This is a genomic window from uncultured Methanobrevibacter sp., from assembly GCF_937906425.1.
In the GTDB taxonomy this organism is placed as follows: domain Archaea; phylum Methanobacteriota; class Methanobacteria; order Methanobacteriales; family Methanobacteriaceae; genus Methanobrevibacter.
The window spans coordinates 1-26,921 of the sequence record NZ_CALCYR010000174.1 but is presented as its reverse complement, the minus strand read 5'-3'; the positions used below and the strand labels follow the sequence as shown (position 1 = coordinate 26,921).

The 26,921-nt window shown below is 38.0% G+C and carries 1 protein-coding gene; it reads left to right on the top strand.

The genetic code is table 11. From position 1 onward, the window contains the following. Positions 1-240 precede the first annotated feature (240 nt). Positions 241-26,921 (top strand): Ig-like domain repeat protein (locus Q0138_RS04880; RefSeq protein ID WP_297981646.1); only part of this gene is annotated, 26,681 nt, incomplete at its 3' end.

Genomic DNA, 26,921 nt, shown 5'->3' with positions numbered 1-26,921 from the left:
AATGTTTTGAAAATTTCAGCTAAATAATGACATTTAATTTTTTTAAGTTGATATTTCCTATTTTATTGTCTCACATTAAGAATAAAAAAGTGGATTATTTAAATAAAAGTGATAAATATTTAAAAAAAATTTGATAAATATTTTTAAAAAATCTGATAAGTATTTTTTAAAAAAAATTTGATAAACTTTTTAAAAAAAATCTGATAAGTATTTTTAAAAAAATATGATAAAGGGGATATGATGAAATTCAAAAAGAATTTTTTAATCATTTTAATTCTATTATTCTTTTTAATAATAGGGGCTGTATCAGCTATAGATGATCAGTCATCCGATACAATAATTTCAGATTACAATAATAGTGACACGAATATTGTTAAGGATACTGTATCAAATGATATTGCGGATACTAGGACTGTTGAAGAGAATCAAGATGAAGATCTGGATGTCTCCATCGATGATTCAAGTAATTTAATAGGAGAGAATGATTCAGGAGAGCTCAATGAGGACAAGGGTTATTCTGAACAGGAGATTGTAAAGGCGAGTTCAAAATCTGAAAGCAATTTAGGGGCTAATAAGTTAAGTGATACTCTTGCTAATTTGCAGACACTTATTAACCAAAATGGAAATACCAAATCTTTAACACAAGATTACACTGTAGGCACTAACACTGCAGACTATAGTAGGATTACAATTAATAAAGATCTTACTATAAATGGTAATAATCATATTCTTGATGCTAATGCTCGTGGACAGATATTTTATATTACTGGACAAAGGACTATTACATTTAATAATATAATCTTTAGGAATGCTGGAACTGGTCAAAATGATGGCGGAGCTGTTTATGCAGATAGCAGATGTACCCTGACATTCAACAACTGTCAGTTTATAAACAATTTATGTTCTGGAAATGGTGCGGCTGTATGCGCTTATGGTACTTCTAGTAACACTTACAGAACATGGACTTTTTCCAATTGTACTTTCACAAATAATACTGCAAGTAGTTATGGTGGAGCAATATATGTACAAAGATATGTAGGTTTGTCCATAAGCAACTGTAGATTTGATGGAAATATTGGTACATATGGTTCTGCAATATATGGTTCTAATACCAACTACGGTCAAACTTGTACAATTACAGGCAGTAATTTCACTGGAAATGTTGCTTCAAATAGGGCTGCTCTTTACATAAGTTTCGGCACAATTTCAATAAATTCCTGTAATTTTGATAATAATACCGGACAAGTTGTAGGTGCAATCATGATTTATAAGACTGACAATCCGGTAAACATCCAAAATTCCAATTTCACAGGCAACAAGGCAGAAAGTTCTGATGAAGATGATGAAGGTAGAGGCGGAGCTATAAGATTTAACACTGTAGCTAGGGCTGTTGTAGACAATTGTGTATTTGACAGCAATTCCGCATACTTTGGAGGCGCATTATATGCACCATATAGTGCAAGTGATTCTTCAAGGATTACTAATTCCAAATTCATCAACAATACTGGTGTTTCCAATGGAGGAGCCATCTACTGGAATGCAAATGGAACTTCATTCACCAATAATATATTTGAAGATAATCAAGCTAATAATGGTGCAGGTATCTTTTTAGGTTATGGAGTCGCCAATGAGGTAATTACAAATTGTAACTTCACATCAAATGAAGCTATTACCAGCGGTGGTGCTGTTTATGCAATCAATGAGCCTGAAAATATTCAAATCAACTCCTGTAAATTTACTGATAACTCAGGATCAACCGGTGGAGCATTATCCTTTGGTCAAAATGCTAAAACAATCACTGTAACTAATTCCAACTTCACTGGAAATAATGCGGATAATGAAGGAGGATCCATTTATTTTGCAAGGAATGGAGAAACCATCAGAATAACAAACAATAATTTCGACAGCAACTATGCAGGTTCAGGTGGAGCAATCCATTTATATTCAGCACAACTGGCTAATTCCTACACTGATGTTCAAATATTATACTGTAATTTTACAAAAAACAATTCCACACTTTCAGATTCATATGGTGGAAGTGCAGTCGGTATTAACAGAGGAAACGGCATAATATTCAGATACTGTAAGTTTGAAGGAAACAATGCTTCCGCAAATGGTGCTATTCTCTTGGACTACTGTTATGACATAGACATTAGGGACTGTAACTTTACAGACAACTATGCTGCAAGGTATGGTGGTGCATTCTACTTCTATCATGCTGCCGGAGATGCTAATCTAAGTTTCCAAAACATCAAATTCTACAATAACTCTGCTGGAAGGTCTGGTGGAGCTATTGCAACAAGTCTCTTTAGTAACAACTACGAGAACTTAAACAACCTTTATAAGAATTGGCTTATTACAAACTGTAACTTTACAAACAACAGCGCAGCATTATCAGGCGGTGCAGCTTACGTGCCATGGCTTGTTGAGGGAAAAATTTATGATTTAAGATTCTACAATAACACTGGTGGCAGTGCAGGTGCATTATATGTTTCAGGTAATGATTTAAATGTTTACAATATAAACTTTACAGATAACAAGGCTACTACAGGAGACGGTGGAGCATTGTCAATCGGTTCAGGTTCATCTAATGACTTTTCCAAATTCTATAATTTATTATTTACAAACAATTCTGCATACGGCAGCGGAGGTGCAATATCTGGAACCGCTTCAAACATAAACCTCACAAACATGAACTTCACAGCCAACTCAGCCGGGTATGGAGGAGGTCTGTACTGGTATGGCGGTGAAGGCATAATCATAGACAAGCAAAACTATATAAACAACAGCGCAAACAACGGAGGTGCAATTGACCTTTACAATGCGGCTAAGGCAAATCTCACAAACACTGTTTTCACAAACAACACAGCTACTGTTTCCGCAGGTGCAGTATGGTTTAACAGTGACAACGGTATCGTAGACAACTGTAACTTCACTAACAACAGTGCAAAATCAGGTGTTGGAGGTGCATTGTACCTTGACTCAAACCAGCAAAATGTCAAAAACTGTAATTTCCTAAACAACAGTGCAGGTACAAATGGTGGTGCTATCTATGACAGCGGCAGAGGTGCAGACAATTCAAACACAATTACAAACTGTACCCTTGAAAACAACACAGCTCAAAATGGTGGAGGAGCCTACCTCAACGATGGAAGAGTTACCCAGATTGCCAATTCAACATTCAAAGAAAATATTGCTTCCTACAATGGTGGTGGAGCTTATGTTCTAATAGATACCACTACCGCATATGTTGATTATGACTTGTTCAAGGGAGACGGTATTGAAAGAAATTCCACAGAGAAGGTTACAGGTAAACTCGGTGACAGAGAATTTATTGTAGAATCCTATTTCCTTGACAATGACGATTACGACATCGATTGGGAACTTGCTATCAAGGGTTTCACAGGTACAATTACTGTATATGCTCCTTCTGATGCTACAAAAAGTAGAAACGGTAAGGTTACATACAAATACAACTTCACAGATGAATACCGTACTTACACATATCCTACCGATTCAGTTCCTACTGGAGACAATGATTTTGTAGACGGCGTCATTTCATTTATCCTTGCAAGCGAGAGGGAAGGAAATTTCACTGTAATATTCGGATTCTCTGAAGATCGATACCTCTACAAACAGTTCAACACAACATTTGAAGTATTTGATCCAAGAGGAAACTTTACAGTTCTTCAAGGTTTAATTGATGCTGCAATTTCCCGTGGACGTACTGAACTTAACCTGACACGTTCATACACATACACATATGACAGCACTCAGGATGATTATTACAATGACGACGGTCAGATGTACATAAACGCCACACTTATCATTAACGGTAACGGTTTCACTCTTGACGCATTGCACTTTTCAAGAATATTCAATATTACTGCAGACAATGTTGTATTGAGAAACATTACTTTTGTAAACGGTGTAACAAACTACACACACAGATCAGATGGATTCAACGAAGACAACCTTGGAGGAGCAATCTACTGTGAAGGTGCAAACTTGATAATAGAGGATTGTGTATTTGAAAACCACACTTCATACGGTTCAGCTGGAGCTATCTATGGTGAAGAGGATTATCTTACAATTTCAAACACAATCTTTAAAAACAACAGGGCTCTAGGTCAAGTTTCCAATCTTATTGACGGTGACAAGTCCGGTGGTGACGGTGGTGCTATAGGATGGATTGGAGACTATGCAACAATCACCAACTGTAACTTTACAAACAACACTGCAGTCCGCAATGCAACATTTGATAACAGCGGACGTGGAGGAGCAATCATTCTCTTAAACAGTTCCAATACCCAAATATGTACTTCCAACTTTATCAACAACACTGCTGAAGGTGATGCAGGTGCGATCTACTGGTATGGTGATGCCAACAACGGTACCATCCAAAATTCATGGTTTGAAAACAACACAGCTGGCCGTAGCGGAGGAGCTATTCACTGGGCTGGTGAAAACGGTACAGTCTACAATTCAACATTCATAAACAACACTGCAAAAAACCTTGTTCAATATGTAGTATATGTAGAAGAAACCGGTGGTGACGGTGGTGCTATCCTCTGGAGAGGTACTCGCGGAAACATTACAAACTGTACCTTCATTTCAAACGAGGCTGTCCACAACAGCACTTGCGCAAGCAACAATACAGGCGGTCGTGGAGGAGCGGTCTTCCTGAGAGAGGCTTTCTATTGCGTCCTTGAGGATGACATCTTCATCGACAACACTGCAGGCAACCTTGGAGGAGCTGTCGAGTTCTATACCGGTGCAAGATATGGTATTGTGAACAATGCAACATTCATAAACAACACAGCTGGAAGTTCCGGAGGAGCAATGTACTGGTTAGGAATGCATGGTACAGTATCAAATTCAGTATTTGAAAACAACACTGCAAGCGGTAAGGTTCACACAAATACATTCGAGGCAAATAACATTACCGGTGGTAACGGTGGTGCTATTGCATGGCACGGTGATAATGCAACCATCACTAAGTGTAACTTTACATTCAACACTGCTGTATATAATGCAAATTCAGGATTTGATGATAAAGGTGGTCGTGGTGGTGCTGTATTCATTAGAAACAGTTCCAATTCCAGTTTCTTATCTTCCAACTTTATAAACAACACTGCCGGAGCTGGCGGTGGTGCTATCTATTGGTATGATGGTGCTGACTTTGGTGTTGTATCAGATTCCAAGTTTATAAATAACAGTGCTAACCGTAGTGGTGGAGCTATCCATTGGGCTGGTGCAGATGGTGTTATTTCCAATACAGTATTCATAAACAACTCCGCTTTAAACCGTGTTCAATATCAAGTTTATGATGAGGTAAGCGGTGGTGACGGTGGTGCTGTTCTCTGGAGAGATACTGGAGGTAACATTACAAACTGTACATTCATTTCAAACACTGCTGTATATAATGAAAACGCTCTAGACCCTTCAACTGGTGGTCGTGGTGGTGCTGTATTCTTAAGAATGGCTGAAAACTGTACCTTAACCGATAATAAATTTTATAATAACACTGCAGGCAATCTTGGTGGTGCTATTGAGTTCTATGAAGGAGCTAAGAATGTTGTCTTGGATCGTTCTGAATTTATAAACAACACTGCTAACTGTTCAGGTGGTGCTATCTACTGGTTAGGTACCAACGGTACTGTATCCAATTCCAACTTCCTCAACAACACTGCTGTAGGTTCATTACGTATCTTAATGTTTGAAACCGAAGATGGAAACATTTCAGGTGGTAATGGTGGTGCTATTGCATGGCACGGTAATGATGCGACAATCACTAACTGTAACTTTACCTTAAACACAGCTATTGCTGACTATTCAGAGAGTGTAATGAATAGATTTAATGATACTGGTGGTCGTGGTGGTGCTGTATTCATTAGAAACAGTTCCGATTCCGAGTTCATAGGTTCCAACTTTATCAACAACACTGCCGGTGCTGACGGTGGTGCGATCTACTGGTTTGATGGTGCTAACAATGGTGCCTTGAATAATTCATACTTTGAAAACAACACTGCTAACCGTAGTGGTGGAGCTATTCACTGGGCTGGTGCAGATGGAGTTATTTCCAATTCCACATTCAGATATAACAAGGCTTTAAACATTGTTCAATATCAAGTTTATGAAGAGCTTACCGGTGGTGACGGTGGTGCTCTTCTCTGGAGAGATACTGGAGGAAGCATTACAAACTGTACATTTGAATTCAACGAAGCTATATATAACAGCACTTGTGCAAGCAACAATACAGGTGGTCGTGGTGGTGCTATATTCCTGAGACAGGCTATTGATTGTACCTTGTCAGATAATGTATTCATAAACAACACTGCAGGTAACCTTGGTGGTGCTATTGAGTTCTATGAAGGAGCTAAAGACGGTTTCCTTAACAATTCTGTATTCATAAACAACACTGCTAACTGTTCAGGTGGTGCTATCTACTGGTTAGGTACCAACGGTACTGTAGCTAATTCCCAGTTTATCAATAACACTGCTGTAGGTGCTGTACGTATCTTAATGTTTACCAGTGAAGAAGGAAACATTTCCGGTGGTAATGGTGGTGCTATTGCATGGCACGGTAATGTAGCTAACATTACTAACTGTAACTTTATCAACAACACCGCTATTTCTGACTATTCCGGTAATCAGTTTAATGATACTGGTGGTCGTGGTGGTGCTGTATTCATTAGAAACAGTTCCAATTCTCACTTCATAGGTTCTAACTTTACCGATAACTTTGCTGGTGCTGACGGTGGTGCTATCTACTGGTTTGCTGGTGCAGACAATGGTACAATCGGTGATTCCAACTTCCTCAATAACACTGCTAACCGTAGTGGTGGAGCTATTCACTGGGCTGGTGAAAACGGTACTGTATACAATTCCACATTCAGCTATAACAAGGCTTTAAACCTTATACAATACTCTGTATATAATGAATATACAGGTGGTGACGGTGGTGCTATTCTTTGGAGAGGTACTGCAGGTAATATTACCAACTGTACATTCACATTTAATGAGGCTGTATTCAATGACACATTAGGTTACGGAAACAATTCCACTGGTGGTCGTGGTGGAGCTGTATTCTTGAGAGAGGCTAAAAACTGTGTATTGGCTGATGATGTATTTATCAACAACTCTGCAGGTAACCTTGGTGGAGCAGTTGAGTTCTTTGACGGAGCTGAAAACGGTACTATTGATAATTCCCTTTTCATAAACAACACTGCTAAGCGCAGTGCAGGTGCAGTCTACTGGGTAGGTCATAACGGTACTATTCATTTGTCCAACTTTACCAATAACACTGCAACAGGTGAAGTCCGTATAGACCAGTTTGAAGAAAAGATCGGTGGTGATGGTGGTGCTATTGTATGGCATGGAGACACTGCAAACCTTACCGATTCCATTTTCATAAACAACAAGGCTATTTATAATGCTACTCTTAAATCCGGTGGTCGTGGAGGAGCACTCTTCCTTAGAAACTCTACAAATGCAAGCTTTAATAATCTTACATTCATGGATAACATTGCAGGATCCGATGGTGGAGCTATCTACTGGTATGAAGGAGCAGGAGACGGTCTTGTAAATAATTCATACTTTGAAAACAACAATGCTACCAGAAGCGGTGGTGCTATCTACTGGACAGGTCATAACGGTACAATCTCACACACTGACTTCATAAACAACACAGCTTTAGGTGAGGTTGAAATAGGATCCATAGGTTTCGGTGGTGACGGTGGTGCTGTCATCTGGACCGGTTCTGAAGGTACTATCGAGTTCTGTACATTTAATGACAATGACGCTGTTCACCGTGGTGGAGCTATCTATCTGCAAAAGCTTAGTGATGAAAGTGCTTGTGAAAACACTTCTGTAATCAATTCAAGCTTTATCTTCAACACAGCAGGTACCAATGGTGGTGCTATTGACTGGTATGAAGGTGCTCATAATGGTTTAGTTGCTAATTCCAGCTTTATTGACAACTATGCTAACCGCAGTGGTGGAGCTATCTACTGGAATGGTGAAAACGGTACAATTGCAAACTCTGAATTTATAAACAATGACGCTTTTGGTTTAGTTAACGAAACAGATAGGGATAAAGGCGGTGACGGTGGTGCTGTCATTTGGACCGGTTCCTACGGTTTAATTGAAAATTCAACTTTCTCCCTCAACGATGCTGTTCGTCGTGGTGGAGCTATATATCTTCAAAAGGCTAATGATGCCACAGAATGTTTAAACACTACTGTAAACAACTGTACCTTTACAAACAACACAGCAGGTACCAATGGAGGAGCAATCGACTGGTTCGAAGGTGCTCACTATGGTGTCCTTGCAAACTCAACATTTGAAAACAATACAGCTAACCGCAGTGGTGGAGCTGTTTACTGGAACGGTTTAAACGGTACCATTTCAAATACTACATTTACAAACAATGATGCTCATGGTTTAGTCAATGGAACCATTGTAGACGGTGGTGACGGTGGTGCTGTTATCTGGACCGGTTCCTATGGTATAATTGAATATTCAACATTTTCATTCAACGATGCTGCTCGTCGTGGTGGAGCTATATATCTTCAAAAGGCTACAAATGAAGAAGTATGTAATGATACTGCTGTAAACAACTGTACCTTTATAAATAACACTGCCGGTACCAATGGTGGTGCTATTGATTGGTATGAAGGTGCTGTTAACGGTTCTGTATCTAATTCTGTATTTGAAAACAACACAGCTAACCGCAGCGGTGGTGCTATCTACTGGAATGGTGAATACGGTTCAATCATTAACTCCACTTTCAACAACAATGACGCTCATGGTTTAGTCAATGGAACCATTGAAGACGGTGGTGACGGTGGTGCTGTCATTTGGACCGGTTCCTACGGTTTGGTTGAAAATTCAACTTTCTCATTCAACGATGCTGTTCGTCGTGGTGGAGCTATATATGTTCAAAAGGCTACCGAGGACGGAGAATGTTTAAACACTACAGTAAACAACTGTAATTTCACAAATAACACTGCCGGTACAAATGGTGGTGCTATTGATTGGTATGAAGGTGCTCATAATGGTTTAGTTGCTAATTCCACATTTATTAACAACACAGCTAAAGACGGAAATGGTGGAGGAATCTTCTGGAATGGTTTAAACGGTACAATCGAATCTTCCACATTCATAAACAACTCTGCTTTAGGTGTTCTTGATAATGGAGAAAGTCAAGCCAGAGGTGGAGCTGCATTTGTAGAAGGTAACTATACCACAGTCAAAGACTCAAGTTTCGATTCTAACTATGCTGGAAACAATGCAAGTGCAATCTGTTTCGAAGGAAGTTACTATGGTAAGGTCCTCTCTTCCAACTTTACAAACAATATTGCAGGATTCAATGCTGGTGCTATCTGTTTCGCTCAAGGATCAATGTATGGTGAAATCCATGATTCCAATTTCATCAACAACACAGCCAGTGGAAATGCTGGTGCAGTAGGATTCCAAGGAAGCAACGGAAACATTACAAACACTAGCTTTATCAATAACACTGCTTTAGGTACAAGAGGAGAAGGTGCTGGTAGAGGAGGAGCTACAGTTGTTTTAGGAAACAACACTACTTACTTCAACTGTACTTTTGACAATAATGTCGCTAAGCGTGCAGGTGGTGCAGTATTCTTCAATGGTGAAAACGACTCCCTTATAAACTGTAGCTTTACAAACAATAAGGCTATGGATTTAGGTATTGAAACCCGTCAAGGAGGTTATGCCGGAGCTATTCTATTGACAGGAAACGGTGCAAGAATTGAAAATGACACCTTTGAAAACAACAGCGCTTTATATTCCGGTGGTGCTATTGCAGTAAACGATACTGGTACAGCTATTATTAATTCAAACTTTACAAACAACACTGCTGCAGAATTAGGTGGTGCTATATATTGGAATGCAAGTGTTGGTGAATTGAACAATTCCAGATTTGATTATAACCATGCTAAGAGCGGTGGTGCAATCTATGTAGGTGAACGTGCAGATAATGCTATTATTAATGGAATTGTCTTTGACCACAACTCAGCCAGTGAAAATGGTGGTGCAATATTTGCTGAAGGAATTGATGATGTGGAAATCCTGAATTCCAATTTCACATACAACAGTGCAGACCATGGTGGTGCAATATATGTAAGTGATGGTGATGATTTCAAGGTAGATCTTTCCATATTTGAAAACAACACTGCAAGAGATGATGGTGCACTTCACTGGGTAGGTAAAAATGGAACAATATCCAATTCCAACTTTACAAATAACAGTGCAACAGAAGATGGTGGTGCTATTGGACTTGCTGGTGAGTCAAGTTTAATCTATAATGTAACATTCACTGATAACTCTGCTGGCGTAAACGGTGGAGCTATTGTATGGTTGGGTACTGAAAATGATACAATCACAAATACCACATTCAAGACTAACACTGCAAGCAATGGTGGAGCTATCCACTGGAGAGATGGTGCTAAGGGTATTATTGCAAATTCCACTTTCGAATCAAACATAGCTCTTGAATATGGTGGAGCAATCATGATTGAAAACAATACCAATGGTAGCATTGTAAATTCAAGCTTCACATCAAATACTGTTGGTGCATATGTTCAAGGTAATTCCTATGGTGATGGTGGTGCAATCTATCTCGATAATTCAAATGGATTAAACATCACAGATTCAAACTTCACTAAGAACTCTGCAATTGTTTCCGGTGGTTCAATTGCTGCAAACAATGCAAATAACACAATAATGGATAATATAAACATTAGTGACAGTCTTTCAGACAGATATGGAGGTTCAATCACTTGGACAAATTCCTCAAATATTACAATCAACAATACCAATATTTCAAATTCAAGCGCAAACCTCTTGGCTGGTGCAATCCTCCTTAATGAAAGCAGCGCTAATGTGGATAATATAATAATTGATAGATCCAATGTAAATTATGGTAGAGCTGGTGCAATCTATGCAAATGGCAACATTACAATTACTAATGCTGAACTTAAGAACTTAAGTTCCCTAAACGATAATGCAACTGCAATCCTCTTTGACGGAGGTAACTCAAGTTTAGTTGACTCTAACTTAAGCGCTAAGAATCCTATTGTAATCAGTCCTGATACCAGTGTTTACCTTACAAGAAACAATGCTACTGAAACTGAAACCGGTGATTACACTGTATACAATGAAGGTAGCTTATGGTTAGATAAAAATACATTTGATAATGTCATAATAAATCTTGGAAGCATTGAAACACAAACCTACACAGTTGTATTGGACAACAGTTCAGTAACTGTAATGCAAGGTGAAAGCGTTGTATTGAATGCATCCATTAAGGATGACAATAACAATACAATTGTTGTTCCAAATTCATTTAAGTTTGATGTAATCAATGGAGGCCATACTTATGTTGATTCAACTTATGTGGGCAAAATGAACTATGGAACCCTTTTGGAAACTAATCAAGGTTTATATGTAGTCAGTGCAACAGAAGGCGGATTGAAGAAAAACGAAGTCAAGACTGGTTTGTTATATGTAACTGCTGAGACTACATTAAATATTAATGTTGAAAAGACCAATGAAGGTCAACAGGTTGATATAACAGCTACATTAAGTCCAAATGAACCCTTTGTGTTTGCAGGTAATGTAACATTCACTGTAAACGGAACCACATATGATCCGGTTCAAATTCAGAACAATACTGCAACATTAACATTACATGACCTTCCTGCATATACATATGAGGTAAGTGCTGTATTTGAAGGGGATGAGCATCACACAGCTGCAAACAATAGAACTACATTCATTGTAAACTTACGTGAAGTGGACCTTTCAATAAGCGTTGAAGATATTGTTTATGGACAAACTGCCACTGCCATTGCAAGTGTTCCTGGTGCAAACGGTACAGTAACATTTATCTTGAATGGTAGAAGGGAAAAGACTCTTAACAGCAGTTCTCAAGCGGAAGATGAAATCTCTGAATTGTCTCCAGGTACTTATGATATTACTGCAATCTATAATGGAAATGAATACTTTAAATCTACATTTAATGAAACTAGCTTTACTGTAGAAAAGGCCAACACTACAATCAGTGCTATAGCTAATCCTGAAAGTGCAGAATATATGGCAGATCAAGTAATAAATGTTCAATTGAATAGCAGTGCAACAGGCAGAGTAAAAGTTGTTGTTAATGGTTTTGAACCATATTATGCTGATGTTGGTGCAAATGGACTTGCTGTAGTTAATGTTACCTCCCTTCCTATTGGAGAATACAGTGAAATTAATGTAACATACAGTGGTGACAATAACTTCAACGCTAACGAAACAACTGTTGCATTTGAAGTAACCATGAAAGTTACTCCAATCAGTTCATTTGATCTTAATGTAACAACTGAAGACATTATATATGGTGCGGATGAAAACATTGCTGTAAGCATTGCCGGTGTTCAAGGCGCTCCTGCCCCTACTGGAACCATTAAGGTTTTAGTTGATGGTGAGGAAATCGGTAACCACAGTATGAGCAATCTTATATTTATCAAGGTCAAACCTTCAGCTGACCCAGAGCACAATGTAACTGTTATCTACTCCGGTGATGATATTTATATTACTAAGACAGTTACTGCGACCTTTAAGGTAGATCTTGCTGATGTCTCATCAATGGTGGTTTCAGCTCAAAACATTATATATAGAAACCCTGAAACCATTAGCCTATTTGTTGCTGATGATGCTATCGGAACTGTTACAATTAAACTTAATGATGTACCGTATGGAGAGCCAATTGCATTGAGTGGCGGAAGAGCAAGTTTAACTATTCCAAATGGTGATTCAAACTATCTCCAAGCTGGCGAGTATAATGTAAGCGTTACATATAATGGAGATTCAAATTACAATCCAAAAGAATACAATACTAGCTTCAATGTCTCTAAGGCAGTTTCTGATATTGCTGTAAACACTACAAACTTCAATTATAAAGAAGAACTTAAGTTTACATTAAACTTAAGCGCAGTGAATGCAAGCGGCAGTGTTTTAGTTCAAATAATCAATGCTAATAACGGCTCTGTAGTGAAAACAGATACTGTCGATATGGCAACCGGCACTAAAGAATTGAGCTATAATGATGTAATTGATGCTGGCACATATAGGGTAAATGTTGAATATTTCAATGATTTGAACTATAATAATAGCAGTAATTCTGCATACTTCATTATTCACAAGATTGATACCAGCATTAGTGAATCCAGTTCCAACATTGAGTATGGAAATAATGAAATAATTACCATTAACAGCTTTGATGATACAGTAAGCGGAACTGTATCCCTTGTTGTTAACGGCACATACTATGATCCGGTTACAATCACAGACAATAAGGCAGTATTCACAATTGTCAAACCGAATGCTGGCGAATATAATTTCTCAGCTATCTATAATGGTGACAATAACTATAATTCCAAAACCATTAACGGAAGCTTTAATGTATCTAAAATCAATTCCGGATGGACTGCTTCTTATGATGCTGAAATATATTATGGTAATAATTTAATAATTACAATCAATGATGTCGAATCAGACCTTACAGGTAACTTTAAATTATACCTTGATGAGCAGCTCTTAGGAAATAGGACAATTGGATTGGATGAGTTAAGCTTTACAATCATTAAACCTTCTGCAGACGATAAACATAATATTTCCATTGTATACTCTGGAGATATAAATTATGTAATTAAGCAAATTGATGGAAGCTTTAAGGTATTGCCTGCTCAACCTGAAGGCATGGCTGTATCTGCATCCGACATTACATTCTGTGATGATGAAACTATAGAAGTCTATGTTGCAGATGATGCTACAGGAAGCATTGAACTCTATCTTGATACTGTACTTAAAGATACCCAAACTCTTGAAAATGGTCGTGCAATATTTGTTTTAAGTGATTTGAATGCAAAAGACAATTATCTTGTTCAAGCTAATTTCATAAGTTCTGGAAACTACTCAAATAAGAATGTAAGCAGTTCATTTAATGTATCAAAAGCGGTTTCCAATGTAGAGGTATATGGACGTGACATTAGAATCAGTCAAGATGAGACAATCAGCGTTGTTCTTACCGATCCTAAGGTCCACGGTAATGTAAACATTACAATTAGAAACAGTAGCAATGAAATTGTTAACAGTACAGTAATTGCTGACTTTACACAAACCGATATCCATGGTGTAAGCTCTATATTTGAGAACTTGCCTTTAGGTCTTTATAATGTTACAGTTGAGTATTATGGTGACCCTAACTATGAAAACAGTACAGATGAATATGAGTTTGTTGTAAGTTTCATGAGTGTTGAACCTATAGACATTAACTTTACTGACACAGAATATGTAAGTGTAATCACACCTCATGATGCTACAGGAAATGTAACAATTACCCTTTCAACAGCTGCCGATACTTACACTTTCACTAAAAACCTTAGTGAAGCTAGTGTTGATGGCGATATCCGTAACTTAACCTTTGACTTAAGTTATACTAATGTGACATTGCCTGCAGGCAGATACTTCGTATTTGCAAACTATACTGGAGATGAGCACTTCGAGCAAACAGAGGTTAAAAATCCATTTATTGTTGATAAGGCAGTATCAAATATAGTAATTGAAGTAAATGATATTCAATACGGTGATGATGAGTTAATCAATGTTACCGTATATGGTAAAAATGGAATTCTTATTGATTCCGGATTTGTAACCCTCTTTATTGAAGGTACAAAGATAAATCAAACAATTCCGGTTTCAAATGGTGTTGCAAGATTTAATGCAAGCGGTCTTGTATACAAGGACACAAAGTATGTTGTAAACGCTACATTCAATGGTAACAATGATTATAATGCAAGCAGTGAACTTGCTTACTTCATGGTAAACAAGGCAGATATTGCTGATATGACTGTAAGCCCTACAAATATTAGTTTCGGTACAAATGAAATCATTACTGTAACTGTAGGAGATAAAAACGCAAGCGGTAATGTATATCTTGTGATTAATGATAGTGAAACAACAGTCTACACAAGCAGCAAAGTGGCTTTAGTTAACGGTATTGCAGAATTTACAATTGAAGGATTGGCAATCAAGAATTATACCGTTGTTGCTCATTATGTAGATGATGATAACTATAATGATAAAGAGCTTTCTGCAGACTTTGAAGTTTATAAGATTGCTCCAACAATTATCATTAGTCCAATAAACATTACTTACGGTGCTGAGGAAGTCATTGACATTACAATTCCTAACAGTGATGTAAGCGGTAACATTACAATTAAAATTGGCGAAGTAACAAAATCTGTAAACATGACTGGCGGACATGGTCAAATTGTATTTGAAGGATTAAATGTTGCAAATTATTATGTGACTGCTAGTTATAGCGGAGATCCAAACTATGATGATATGAATAATTTGCCAGTTGAGTTTGTTGTATCTCAAGCAAATCCTGCAGGAATTAATATTGTTCCTTCCAATCTGACCTATGGTAATAATGAAATCATCAGGGTTACTGTCCTTCCTGTTGAAGGCGGTGTAAACCCTACAGGTAATGTAACAATTAATGTAGATATCGGCACTGAAATAATTACACAAACTAAAGACTTAACAGATGGTGCAGTCAGCTTTGATTTAGGAATCTTGAATGCAAGCAATTACAGAGTATTTGCTAGCTATAATGGTGATGTGAGATATCGTTCCATTGCTGCTAATGAGCCATTCCACATTAACAAAACAGTTCCTGCAATGGCTATTGAACTTGAAAACATCACATATGGTGCTAATGAATATATTAATGTAACTGTAAGTGGTGTTGATGTAGCAGGTGCAGAAAAACCTAGCATGTTTGTAAGCATTAAGGTTAATGGCACTGTCTATGAAATGAGTAAGGAAATTGGTGCAGATGGAGTTGCAAGTTTCACTATTGAAGGACTTGGCGCTGGAGAATATGAGGTAAATGCTTCATACAGTGGAGATACTAACTATAATGCAAGTTCCATCAGTGGCACATTTAAGGTTAGCCCAACAGATCTTACACTTAGAATTGATTTAAATGATACATATTATCATGATGAGCAAAATCTTGTTGTATATGTAGAAGGTGTTGACTCTGGTACAGTTTCAATTGTATTTGGAGATTATACTAAATCTGCTGCTATTGAATCAGGTAAGGCCAGCTTTGTAATCCAAGGTGGAGACAGACCATATCTTGAAGTTGCAAATGGTTATAGAATAAACATTACATGTACTCCTAATGACCCTAACTATGGTGTTGTAGAGACTACAAGAACATTCAATGTATATAAATCTGCATCTTCAATAGCTGTCAGTGCTGAAACAATTGAATATCTTGCAATGGAAAACATTACAATTAGCTTGAATAACTATAATGCAAGCGGTAAACTTAACATAACTATTAGAAACGCAAGCAGTGATGAAATAATCCGCTCTGAAGTGATTGATCCATTTAATGAAACCAGCGAATATATCTATCAAGTAAGTGGTTTGGATGTAGGCAATTACACAGTAAGCCTAAACTACACAGATGATCACAACTATCTTGACAGTAATGCTTCAGCAGAGTTTGAAGTGACCTTGATTAATGTTCAATTAAGCGAAGTCTCTCCAGACATTGTATATGGAAATGATGAGAAGATTAATGTAAGCATTTCAGGCGGCGCTACAGGTAAAGTTACAGTAACTGTTGATGGAGTTGATTTAGACCCTGTCACCATTACTGAAGCTATTGCAGGAGATAGGGAACTTATATTTACAGTTTCAAAACCTGGTGTAGATTCAAGACACAATATTACTGTAACTTACTCTGGTGACAATAATTATAATACCAAAACAATCACTGGCGAGTTTGCTGTAAGTAAAAACGACACATTTGAAATGAGTGAAGTCAGTCCTAACATTGATTACAGTGAGAATGAGACTATTACTATCACTCTTCCTAATGATGCTACCGGTACAGTTTATCTTGTTGTAAACGGTTCTTATTACACTCCTATAGGCATTGATGAAAACCATCAAGCTGTATTTAACATTACAGCTCCTTTAGCTGGAAACTATGAATTCACTGCATTCTATAGTGGAGACGGCAATTACACCAATAAGTCTGTAAGCGGCGAATTTGCTGTTGCCCGCAATGAAGTGACATTAACTCAATCCAGTGCAGCTACAATTGTTTATGGTGCGGATGAGACCATTACTGTAAGCATTGATGGTATTGAAGGCGTGCTTGATCCTACCGGAACCATTAAGGTTTTAGTTGATGAGGTGGAAATTGGAAACCATAGTGTAAGCGACCTTGTATTTGTTATGGTCAAGCCTGTTGTAGATGTTCAACACAATATTACTGTAATCTACTCCGGTGACAACAATTATAATGCCAAGACCATTACAGGTGCCTTTGCAGTGACTAAGGCTGAAGTAGTTATGAGTGAAGTCAGTCCTGACATTGTTTATGGCGCTGATGAGGAAATCACAGTTACCATTGCCGGTGACGCTACAGGTACAATCATTGTTAAGGTAAATGGAACTCAAGTAGGAGAAACAATCACTATTGCGACTCTTAGCGAAGAGGACAAGACTTTCACTGTAAGCAAGTCCAAACCTGAGGGTGGAGAATACACAGTTGAACTTGTCTACTCCGGCGATACTAATTATGAAACCAAAACAATCACTGGCGGATTTGTTGTAAGTCCGGTTGATCCTGCAATTAGTGAAGACAGTCCTGACATTGTTTATGGCGCTGATGAAACTATTGCAATCACTGTTCCTGAAGGTGCAAGCGGCACATTAACTGTAACTGTAAATAACAGTACAGGTATTGTGGATACTAAAGTATTGATTATCGGCACTGATGGACTTGAAGTGAAACTTGTAAAACCTAATGCAGGCTCCTACACTATTGAAATTGTATACAGTGGCTGTGCTAATTACACCACTAAGACAATCACTGGCGAGTTTGTTGTAAGTCCTGCTGCTGTTGTCATTGCAGTTGAAAATGTCACTATTAATTATGGAGATGCTGCTCGTGTAAACATTACAGTTAAAGACACTACAGGTCAAGTGATTAACGGTTCTGCTAATATTACTGTAAACGGTACTTCCAAACCTGTAACTGTTACAAATGGTGTGGCTTATGAAGACTTCACTGCTTTACTTGCTGGAAATTATGTCTCTGAAGTAGTATTTACAAACCCTAATTACAATACTACTCTTGCTTATGGTACTGTAAGGGTTGATAGGGCTACTAACGCTAGCCTTGTTGTTATTGGCGGAGACTATCCATACGGCACTATTGCTCAAGTAAATGTAAGTGTACACGGAAATGATGATCTGGCTTTAAGCGGTGTTGTAATAGTTACTGTAAACAATGTAGATTATGCAGTCATATTGAATGCCAGCGGTCAAGGAACAGTTAACATTACTGGACTTGCCTCTGGAATCTATGAGATCAATGCTACTTACATTGGTGATGAGAATTATGCAAATCTTGTAAATGATACTGAAAAATTGAACATTACAAAATCCAAGATTGCATTTGTAAGTGTAGATGCTGAAGATGTGGTTTATGGTGAGGATTTAATTGCTACTGTAAAATTAGTTGATGATGAAGGCAAGCTCCTTAACGGTACTGTTTCTATCAGTATTGATGATGGTGTCAGCTGGATTTCAATTGAAGTTGAAAACGGTGTTAAAGATTATAACTTCGGCGTAAGGGATGCAGATGATTATGTCATTAATGTAAGCTTTGCAGACACTTACTATGAACCTTCCAAAGTTGTTAACAGCACTGAAGTAACTGTAAGTCCTGCTGATGTTGTCATTGCAGTTGAAAACATCACTATCAAGTATGGCGGTGTTGCCACTGTAAACATTACTGTTAAAAATACTACCGGTCAATTGATTAGCGGTTCTGCTAATATTACTGTAAACGGAGAAAACAAACCTGTTTCCGTAATAGGGGGTATTGCTGAAGCAAACTTCACAGGTCTTGAGGTTGGAAAATACATATCCGATATTGTATTTGAAGGCCCTAATTACATAACCACAAGTGCTAGCGGTACTGTAACAGTAATCAGAGCTACAAATGCTACACTTGAAGTAATTGGCGGTGATTATGAATATGGCACCACCGCTACAATAAGCGTTAAAGTTAAAGGTAACTCAAATGAGGATTTAACTGGTGTTGTAATCGTAAAACTTAACGGAACCGATTATGCTATTGTATTAAACAGTTCTGGTGAAGGCAAACTTGATGTTGCCGGACTTGCCTCTGGAATCTATGACATCAATGCTACTTACATTGGAGACAGCAATTATGAAAATGTTGTAAATAACAGTGAAAAGCTTAACATTACAAGCTCCAAGAAAGCATATCTAAGCATAACCGCTTCTGATGTTGATTATGGAAACAATGTGACTGCTACAATTGTCCTTGTTGACGGTGAAGGAAACAATTTAACAGGAACCCTTAACATTAGCGTTGAAGGTATTGGAAGCTGGGAAAATGTAGCGATAGGCAATGGCAAACTTGAAATTGATCTCGGCAAATGGGCTGTAGGAAACTACACCATTAATGTAGTTGTAAATGAGGAGTATGATAATGCTCCTGTAAATGATAGCTGTGATGTAAGTGTTAAGGCTGTTGCTCCTGTCATTGCAGTTGAAAACATAAGCATTGCATATGGCACAAATGCAAGAGTAAACATTACTGTAACAGGTGTTGACGGTGCACCTCTCAATGGTACTGCCATTATTACAGTTAACGGTCAAAGTGAAACTGTAACTGTTACTGATGGTGTGGCAGAAAAAGACTTTGGAGTATTGCCTGTTGGCAAATACGTTTCAGAGGTTGAATTTACTAATGCTAACTATACCGCTGCAAGTGCTGCAGGATATGTAAATGTTACTAAGGCACTTGATGCTGTCCTTGAGGTTAGTGGTGGCGATTATGAATACGGCACTTTAGCTAATGTTAATGTGACAGTTAAAGGTAATGATGGCACAATGCTTAACGGTACTGTTGTAATAATTGTTAATGGAACCAAATATGCTGTAAGTGTTGCAAATGGTATAGGTGAGGTCAACATTAGCGGACTTGCTTCAAACATTTATGACATTAGTGCAGAATACCTTGGAGATGACAATTATAAGGCTGTTGTAAACAACAGTGAAAAATTGAACATTACACGTTCCAAGACAGCAATAATCGATGTAAGCGCTGAAAATGTAATCTATGGAGATCCTTTGATTGCTCATATCAAATTGCTTGACGGTGAAGGATACAACTTGACTGGAACCGTTCAAATTAGAATTGACGGCGGTGAATGGATTGATGTAACAGTTACTGAGGGTGTAGGAACTTATGACTTTGGCTCATTGGCTGTTGGAAACTACACAATTGATGTTAAATTTGAGGATTCCTATTATGATCCTGCTCTTGTAAATGACACAACTAATGCTAGTGTCAGCCTTATGGGAGACAACCAATTGAACATTACTGTTGAGAATGTGGACATTTCCTATGGTGAAATTGCAATTGTAAACATTACTGTTATCGGAATTGACAATGAAAGACTTAACGGTAAGGCTAACATTACCGTAAACGGAACCACTCGTGATGTAAATGTTGTTAACGGTACCGGTCAAGCTCTCTTTGAAAACTTGAATGCAGGCAGTTATGTCTCCAATGTAGTATTTGCTAATGACAATTATGCTCCTGGTTTCGCTTCAGGTTCTGTGATTGTGAGAAAGGCTCAAAACGCTAGCCTTTATGTAAGCGGCGGTTCATATCCTTACAACACAAGTGCCAGAATCAATGTTACCGTAACCGGCAATGATGGAGAATTCCTTAACGGAACTGTTCTTGTCTCTGTTGATGAAACCACATATGCAATTACACTCAGTAATGGAACTGGAGAATTATACATTAAGGGACTTGCTTCAAGCACCTATGACATTAGTGCAGAATACCTTGGTGATGAGAATTATAAGGCTGTTGAAAACAACACTGAGAAATTGCATATTACAAGTTCCAAGGATGCATTCATAAGTGTAAGCGCTCTTGATCTTGTTTACGGAAACAATGTGACTGCTACAATCATCCTTGTTGACGGTGAAGGATACAATATTACAGGATTTGTAAACATTACCGTTGAAGGTATTGGAAGCTGGGAAAATGTAGCGATAGACAATGGCAAACTTGAAATTGATCTCGGTAAATGGGCTGTAGGAAACTACACCATTAATGTAAGCTTTAGCAATGATGCATATGATCCTGCAACTGTTGTAAACGGTACAGAGGTTCATGTTTATGCTGATGAAGTAATCATTAAGGTTGAGGATGTAAGCATCGGATATGGTGATGTGGCTATAGTCAAGGTCAATGTAACTGACATCAATGGTGTTGGTCTTAACGGAACAGTAAGCATCAAGGTTAATGGAACAACTAAGAATGCAAATGTTCTTGAGGGTGTTGCCCAAGCTGATTTCGCTGATTTGCTTGCAGGCACTTATGTATCCTATGTAGAGTTTAGCAATGTAAACTACACAAGTACAAATGGAACAGGTTCTGTAGTAGTTGCAAGAGCTGTTAACGCTAGCCTTGAAGTAATTGGTGGAGAATATGAATACGGCACTGTAGCCATAGTCAATCTTACCGTAAGAGGTAATGATGGTTTGGCATTAAGCGGTGTTGTTGTAGTAAATGTAAATGATGTTGATTACGCTGTTGTATTGGATGAAAATGGTAAGGGCAGTGTTGAAATTACAGGTCTTGCTTCAAATAGATATAATATTGCTGCAAGATACATTGGTGATGATAATTATGCCCCTGTTGAAAACAACACTGAAAACCTGATCATTACAAGATCCAAACTTGCAATTCTTAATGTAAGCTCTCAAGACGTGATTTATGGCAAGAACGTAATTGCAAATATTAGTCTTGTAGATGGTGAAGGATATAACTTAAGCGGAACCGTTCAAATTAGAATTAATGGTGGAGATTGGATTGATGTAAGTGTTACTGATGGTGCAGGAAGCTACAACTTCGGTAAATTGGATGCAGCGGTCTACTCCATTGATGTTGAATTTGTAAATGCAAGCTTTGTTCCTGATAATGTAACTGCAAACACTAGCGTAACAGTTGCTAAGGTAGATTCATCCATTGACATTATAGTTGAGGATGTAAGAATTTACTATGGTGAAAACGCTACTGTAAACATTACTGTAACAGGTCTTGAAGGAGCTCCATTGAATGGTACTGCAACCATTACAGTGGATGGAAAAACTATTGAAGTGGATGTTGTCGATGGTATAGGTCAAGCCAATTTCACAGGTCTTGCTGCAGGCGCATACACCTCAGATGTTCTCTTCATCAATGAAAACTATGATGCAGGATTTGAAAGCGGTACTGTAACAGTGGATAGGGCTGAACCTACCCTTATAGTAAATGGCGGAACCTATGTATATGGATACACAGCCACTGTAAGCGTAGAAGTTAAAGGTAATTCAAATGAAGCATTAACCGGTGTTGTAATCCTTAATGTAAGCGGAATTAGTTATGCTATTGTATTGGACGAAAATGGTGAAGGAAGTGTAGACATTGATGGATTGGCTTCCGATGTTTATAACATCAGTGCAAGATATGTCGGAAATGAAAATTACACTGCCATTGAAAACAATACTGAGAAATTGATCATTACAAGCTCTAAAGTCGCCTTCATTGATGTAACTGCTCAAGATGTAATTTATGGAAACAACATTACTGCAGTCATCACTCTTGTTGATAATGAGACTTATGGATTGACTGGAACCGTTCAAATTAGAATTGATGGCGGAGATTGGATTGATGTAAGTGTTGCTGAGGGTGTAGGAACTTATAACTTCACTGACTTAGCTGTTGACACTTACAGAATTGATGTAATGTTCAATAGCACTGCATATGATCCTTCCATTGTTGAAGACAGTGTAAATGTAAGCGTAAAGGCTGCAAGTGCAATAATCACTGTTGAGGATGTAGGCATTAAATATGGTGATGTGGCTATAGTCAAAGTAAGTGTTAAGGATGAGAATGGCATTGGTCTTAATGGAACAGTAAGCATCAAGGTTAATGGAACAACTAAGAATGTAGATGTTATTGATGGTTTTGCTCAAGCTGAATTTGAAGATTTACTTGCAGGAACCTACATATCCTTTGCAGAATTTACAAATGCCAACTACACTGCTGTCAGCGGAACAGCTGCCGTAAGTGTTGCCAAGGCTAATGCTACACTTGAAGTAAGTGGAGGAAGCTATGTCTATGGCTTGCCTGCCATTGTCAATGTAAGCGTCAGCGGCAATTCCGGTGAAGCATTAGATGGAGTTGTAGTTGTAAATGTTAATGGCATGGATTATGCAATTGTTCTTAATGAGGGTAAAGGAAACATTTCCATCAGCGGTTTAGCTTCTGATGTCTATGAGATTTCAGCTAAATACTATGGAGATGACAATTACCTTGCAGTTGAAAACAACAGTGAGAAATTGATTGTAACCAGTTCCAAATTGGCTATAATTGATTTAGTATCTGAGGATGTTGTTTATGGCAATGATGTTCTTGCAAACATCAGTCTTGTTGATTCAGAAGGATACAATATTACCGGAACCGTTCAAATTAGAATTAATGGCGGAGAATGGATTGATGTAAGTGTTACTGATGGTGTAGGAAGCTACAACTTCGGCAAATTGGATGTTGGCACATACACAATTGATGTAATGTTTAACAACACTGATTATGATCCTTCCATTGTTGAGGATAATGTGACTGTTGAAGTAAGCAAGGCTTCAGACTCTAAGGTTGACATTGCTGTTGAAAATGTCACTATTGATTATGGTGATGTGGCTGTTGTAAACATTACTGTAACCGGTCTTGAAGGTGCTCTATTGAATGGTACTGCAACCATTACAGTTAACGGTCACAGTGAAACTGTAACTGTTACTGAGGGTATTGCTCAAGCTGAATTTGCCGGATTGGAAGCTGGCAATTATGTCTCAAGCGTTGAATTCATTTCCAATAACTACGAAACCGCTGTTGCAAGTGGTACTGTAAGTGTTGCTAAGGCTAATGCTACTCTTGAACTTACTGGTGGCGAATACATCTACAATAACCCTGCTACTGTATTTGTAAGGGTAGTTGCTAATGGAGGCACTCTCTTAAACGGCACTGTTGTTGTAGTTGTTAACGGAACCAGATATGCTGTAAGTGTTGTTGATGGTATTGGAGATCTTAACATTACCGGTCTTGCTTCAGGCACTTATGGCATTGAGGCTAAATTCCTTGGTGATGATAATTATAACTCTGCTTTAAACGACAGTGAGGAATTGATTATTGTCAAATCCAATAAGGCGATAATTGATCTTAGCGCTTCTGATATTGTTTACGGCAATGATCTTATTGCAAACATCAGTCTTGTTGATTCAGAAGGATATAATATTACCGGAACCGTTCAAATTAGAATTAATGGTGGAGAATGGATTGACGTAAGTGTTGCTGATGGTGTAGGAACTTATAACTTCGGCATTTTGGATGTTGGCACATACACAATTGATGTAATGTTTAACAGCACTGATTATGATCCTTCCATTGTTGAGGATAATGTGACTGTTGAAGTAAGCAAGGCTTCAGACTCTAAGGTTGACATTGCTGTTGAAAATGTCACTATTGATTATGGTGAAGTGGCTGTTGTAAACATTACTGTAAGCGGTCTTGAAGGGGCTCTTTTAAACGGAAACGCTACAATCAATGTAAACGGAACCGTTAAGAATGTAACTGTAATTAATGGTAGTGGTCAAGCTGAATTTGAAAACCTAAGTGCCGGTGATTATGTAAGTTATGTAGAATTTGTAAGTGACAACTATCTTGTTGCCAATGCTTTAGGAAGCATTGCAGTTGAAAAGGCTAGTGATGCTGTCCTTGAGGTCACTGGCGGTGAATATGTTTACAACACTCCTGCTACAATTACTGTTAAGGTAATTGGTAACTCTGATGAGCCAGTTTATGGAGTTGTTCTTGTAAGGGTTGATGGAATTGCTTATGCTGTTGAATTGGATGAAAATGGTGAAGGAAGCATTGTAATTAATGGTCTTGCTTCTGATGTCTATGAGATTTCAGCTAAATACATGGGTAATGACAATTACCTTGCAGTTGAAAACAACAGTGAGAAATTGATTGTAACCAGTTCCAAATTGGCTATAATTGATTTAGTATCTGAGGATGTTGTTTATGGCAATGATGTTCTTGCAAACATCAGTCTTGTTGATTCAGAAGGATACAATATTACCGGAACCGTTCAAATTAGAATTAATGGCGGAGAATGGATTGATGTAAGTGTTACTGATGGTGTAGGAAGCTACAACTTCGGCAAATTGGATGTTGGCACATACACAATTGATGTAATGTTTAACAACACTGATTATGATCCTTCCATTGTTGAGGATAATGTGACTGTTGAAGTAAGCAAGGCTTCAGACTCTAAGGTTGACATTGCTGTTGAAAATGTCACTATTGATTATGGTGATGTGGCTGTTGTAAACATTACTGTAACCGGTCTTGAAGGTGCTCTATTGAATGGTACTGCAACCATTACAGTTAACGGTCACAGTGAAACTGTAACTGTTACTGAGGGTATTGCTCAAGCTGAATTTGCCGGATTGGAAGCTGGCAATTATGTCTCAAGCGTTGAATTCATTTCCAATAACTACGAAACCGCTGTTGCAAGTGGTACTGTAAGTGTTGCTAAGGCTAATGCTACTCTTGAACTTACTGGTGGCGAATACATCTACAATAACCCTGCTACTGTATTTGTAAGGGTAGTTGCTAATGGAGGCACTCTCTTAAACGGCACTGTTGTTGTAGTTGTTAACGGAACCAGATATGCTGTAAGTGTTGTTGATGGTATTGGAGATCTTAACATTACCGGTCTTGCTTCAGGCACTTATGGCATTGAGGCTAAATTCCTTGGTGATGATAATTATAACTCTGCTTTAAACGACAGTGAGGAATTGATTATTGTCAAATCCAATAAGGCGATAATTGATCTTAGCGCTTCTGATATTGTTTACGGCAATGATCTTATTGCAAACATCAGTCTTGTTGATTCAGAAGGATATAATATTACCGGAACCGTTCAAATTAGAATTAATGGTGGAGAATGGATTGACGTAAGTGTTGCTGATGGTGTAGGAACTTATAACTTCGGCATTTTGGATGTTGGCACATACACAATTGATGTAATGTTTAACAGCACTGATTATGATCCTTCCATTGTTGAGGATAATGTGACTGTTGAAGTAAGCAAGGCTTCAGACTCTAAGGTTGACATTGCTGTTGAAAATGTCACTATTGATTATGGTGAAGTGGCTGTTGTAAACATTACTGTAAGCGGTCTTGAAGGGGCTCTTTTAAACGGAAACGCTACAATCAATGTAAACGGAACCGTTAAGAATGTAACTGTAATTAATGGTAGTGGTCAAGCTGAATTTGAAAACCTAAGTGCCGGTGATTATGTAAGTTATGTAGAATTTGTAAGTGACAACTATCTTGTTGCCAATGCTTTAGGAAGCATTGCAGTTGAAAAGGCTAGTGATGCTGTCCTTGAGGTCACTGGCGGTGAATATGTTTACAACACTCCTGCTACAATTACTGTTAAGGTAATTGGTAACTCTGATGAGCCAGTTTATGGAGTTGTTCTTGTAAGGGTTGATGGAATTGCTTATGCTGTTGAATTGGATGAAAATGGTGAAGGAAGCATTGTAATTAATGGTCTTGCTTCTGATGTCTATGAGATTTCAGCTAAATACATGGGTAATGACAATTACCTTGCAGTTGAAAACAACAGTGAGAAATTGATTGTAACCAGTTC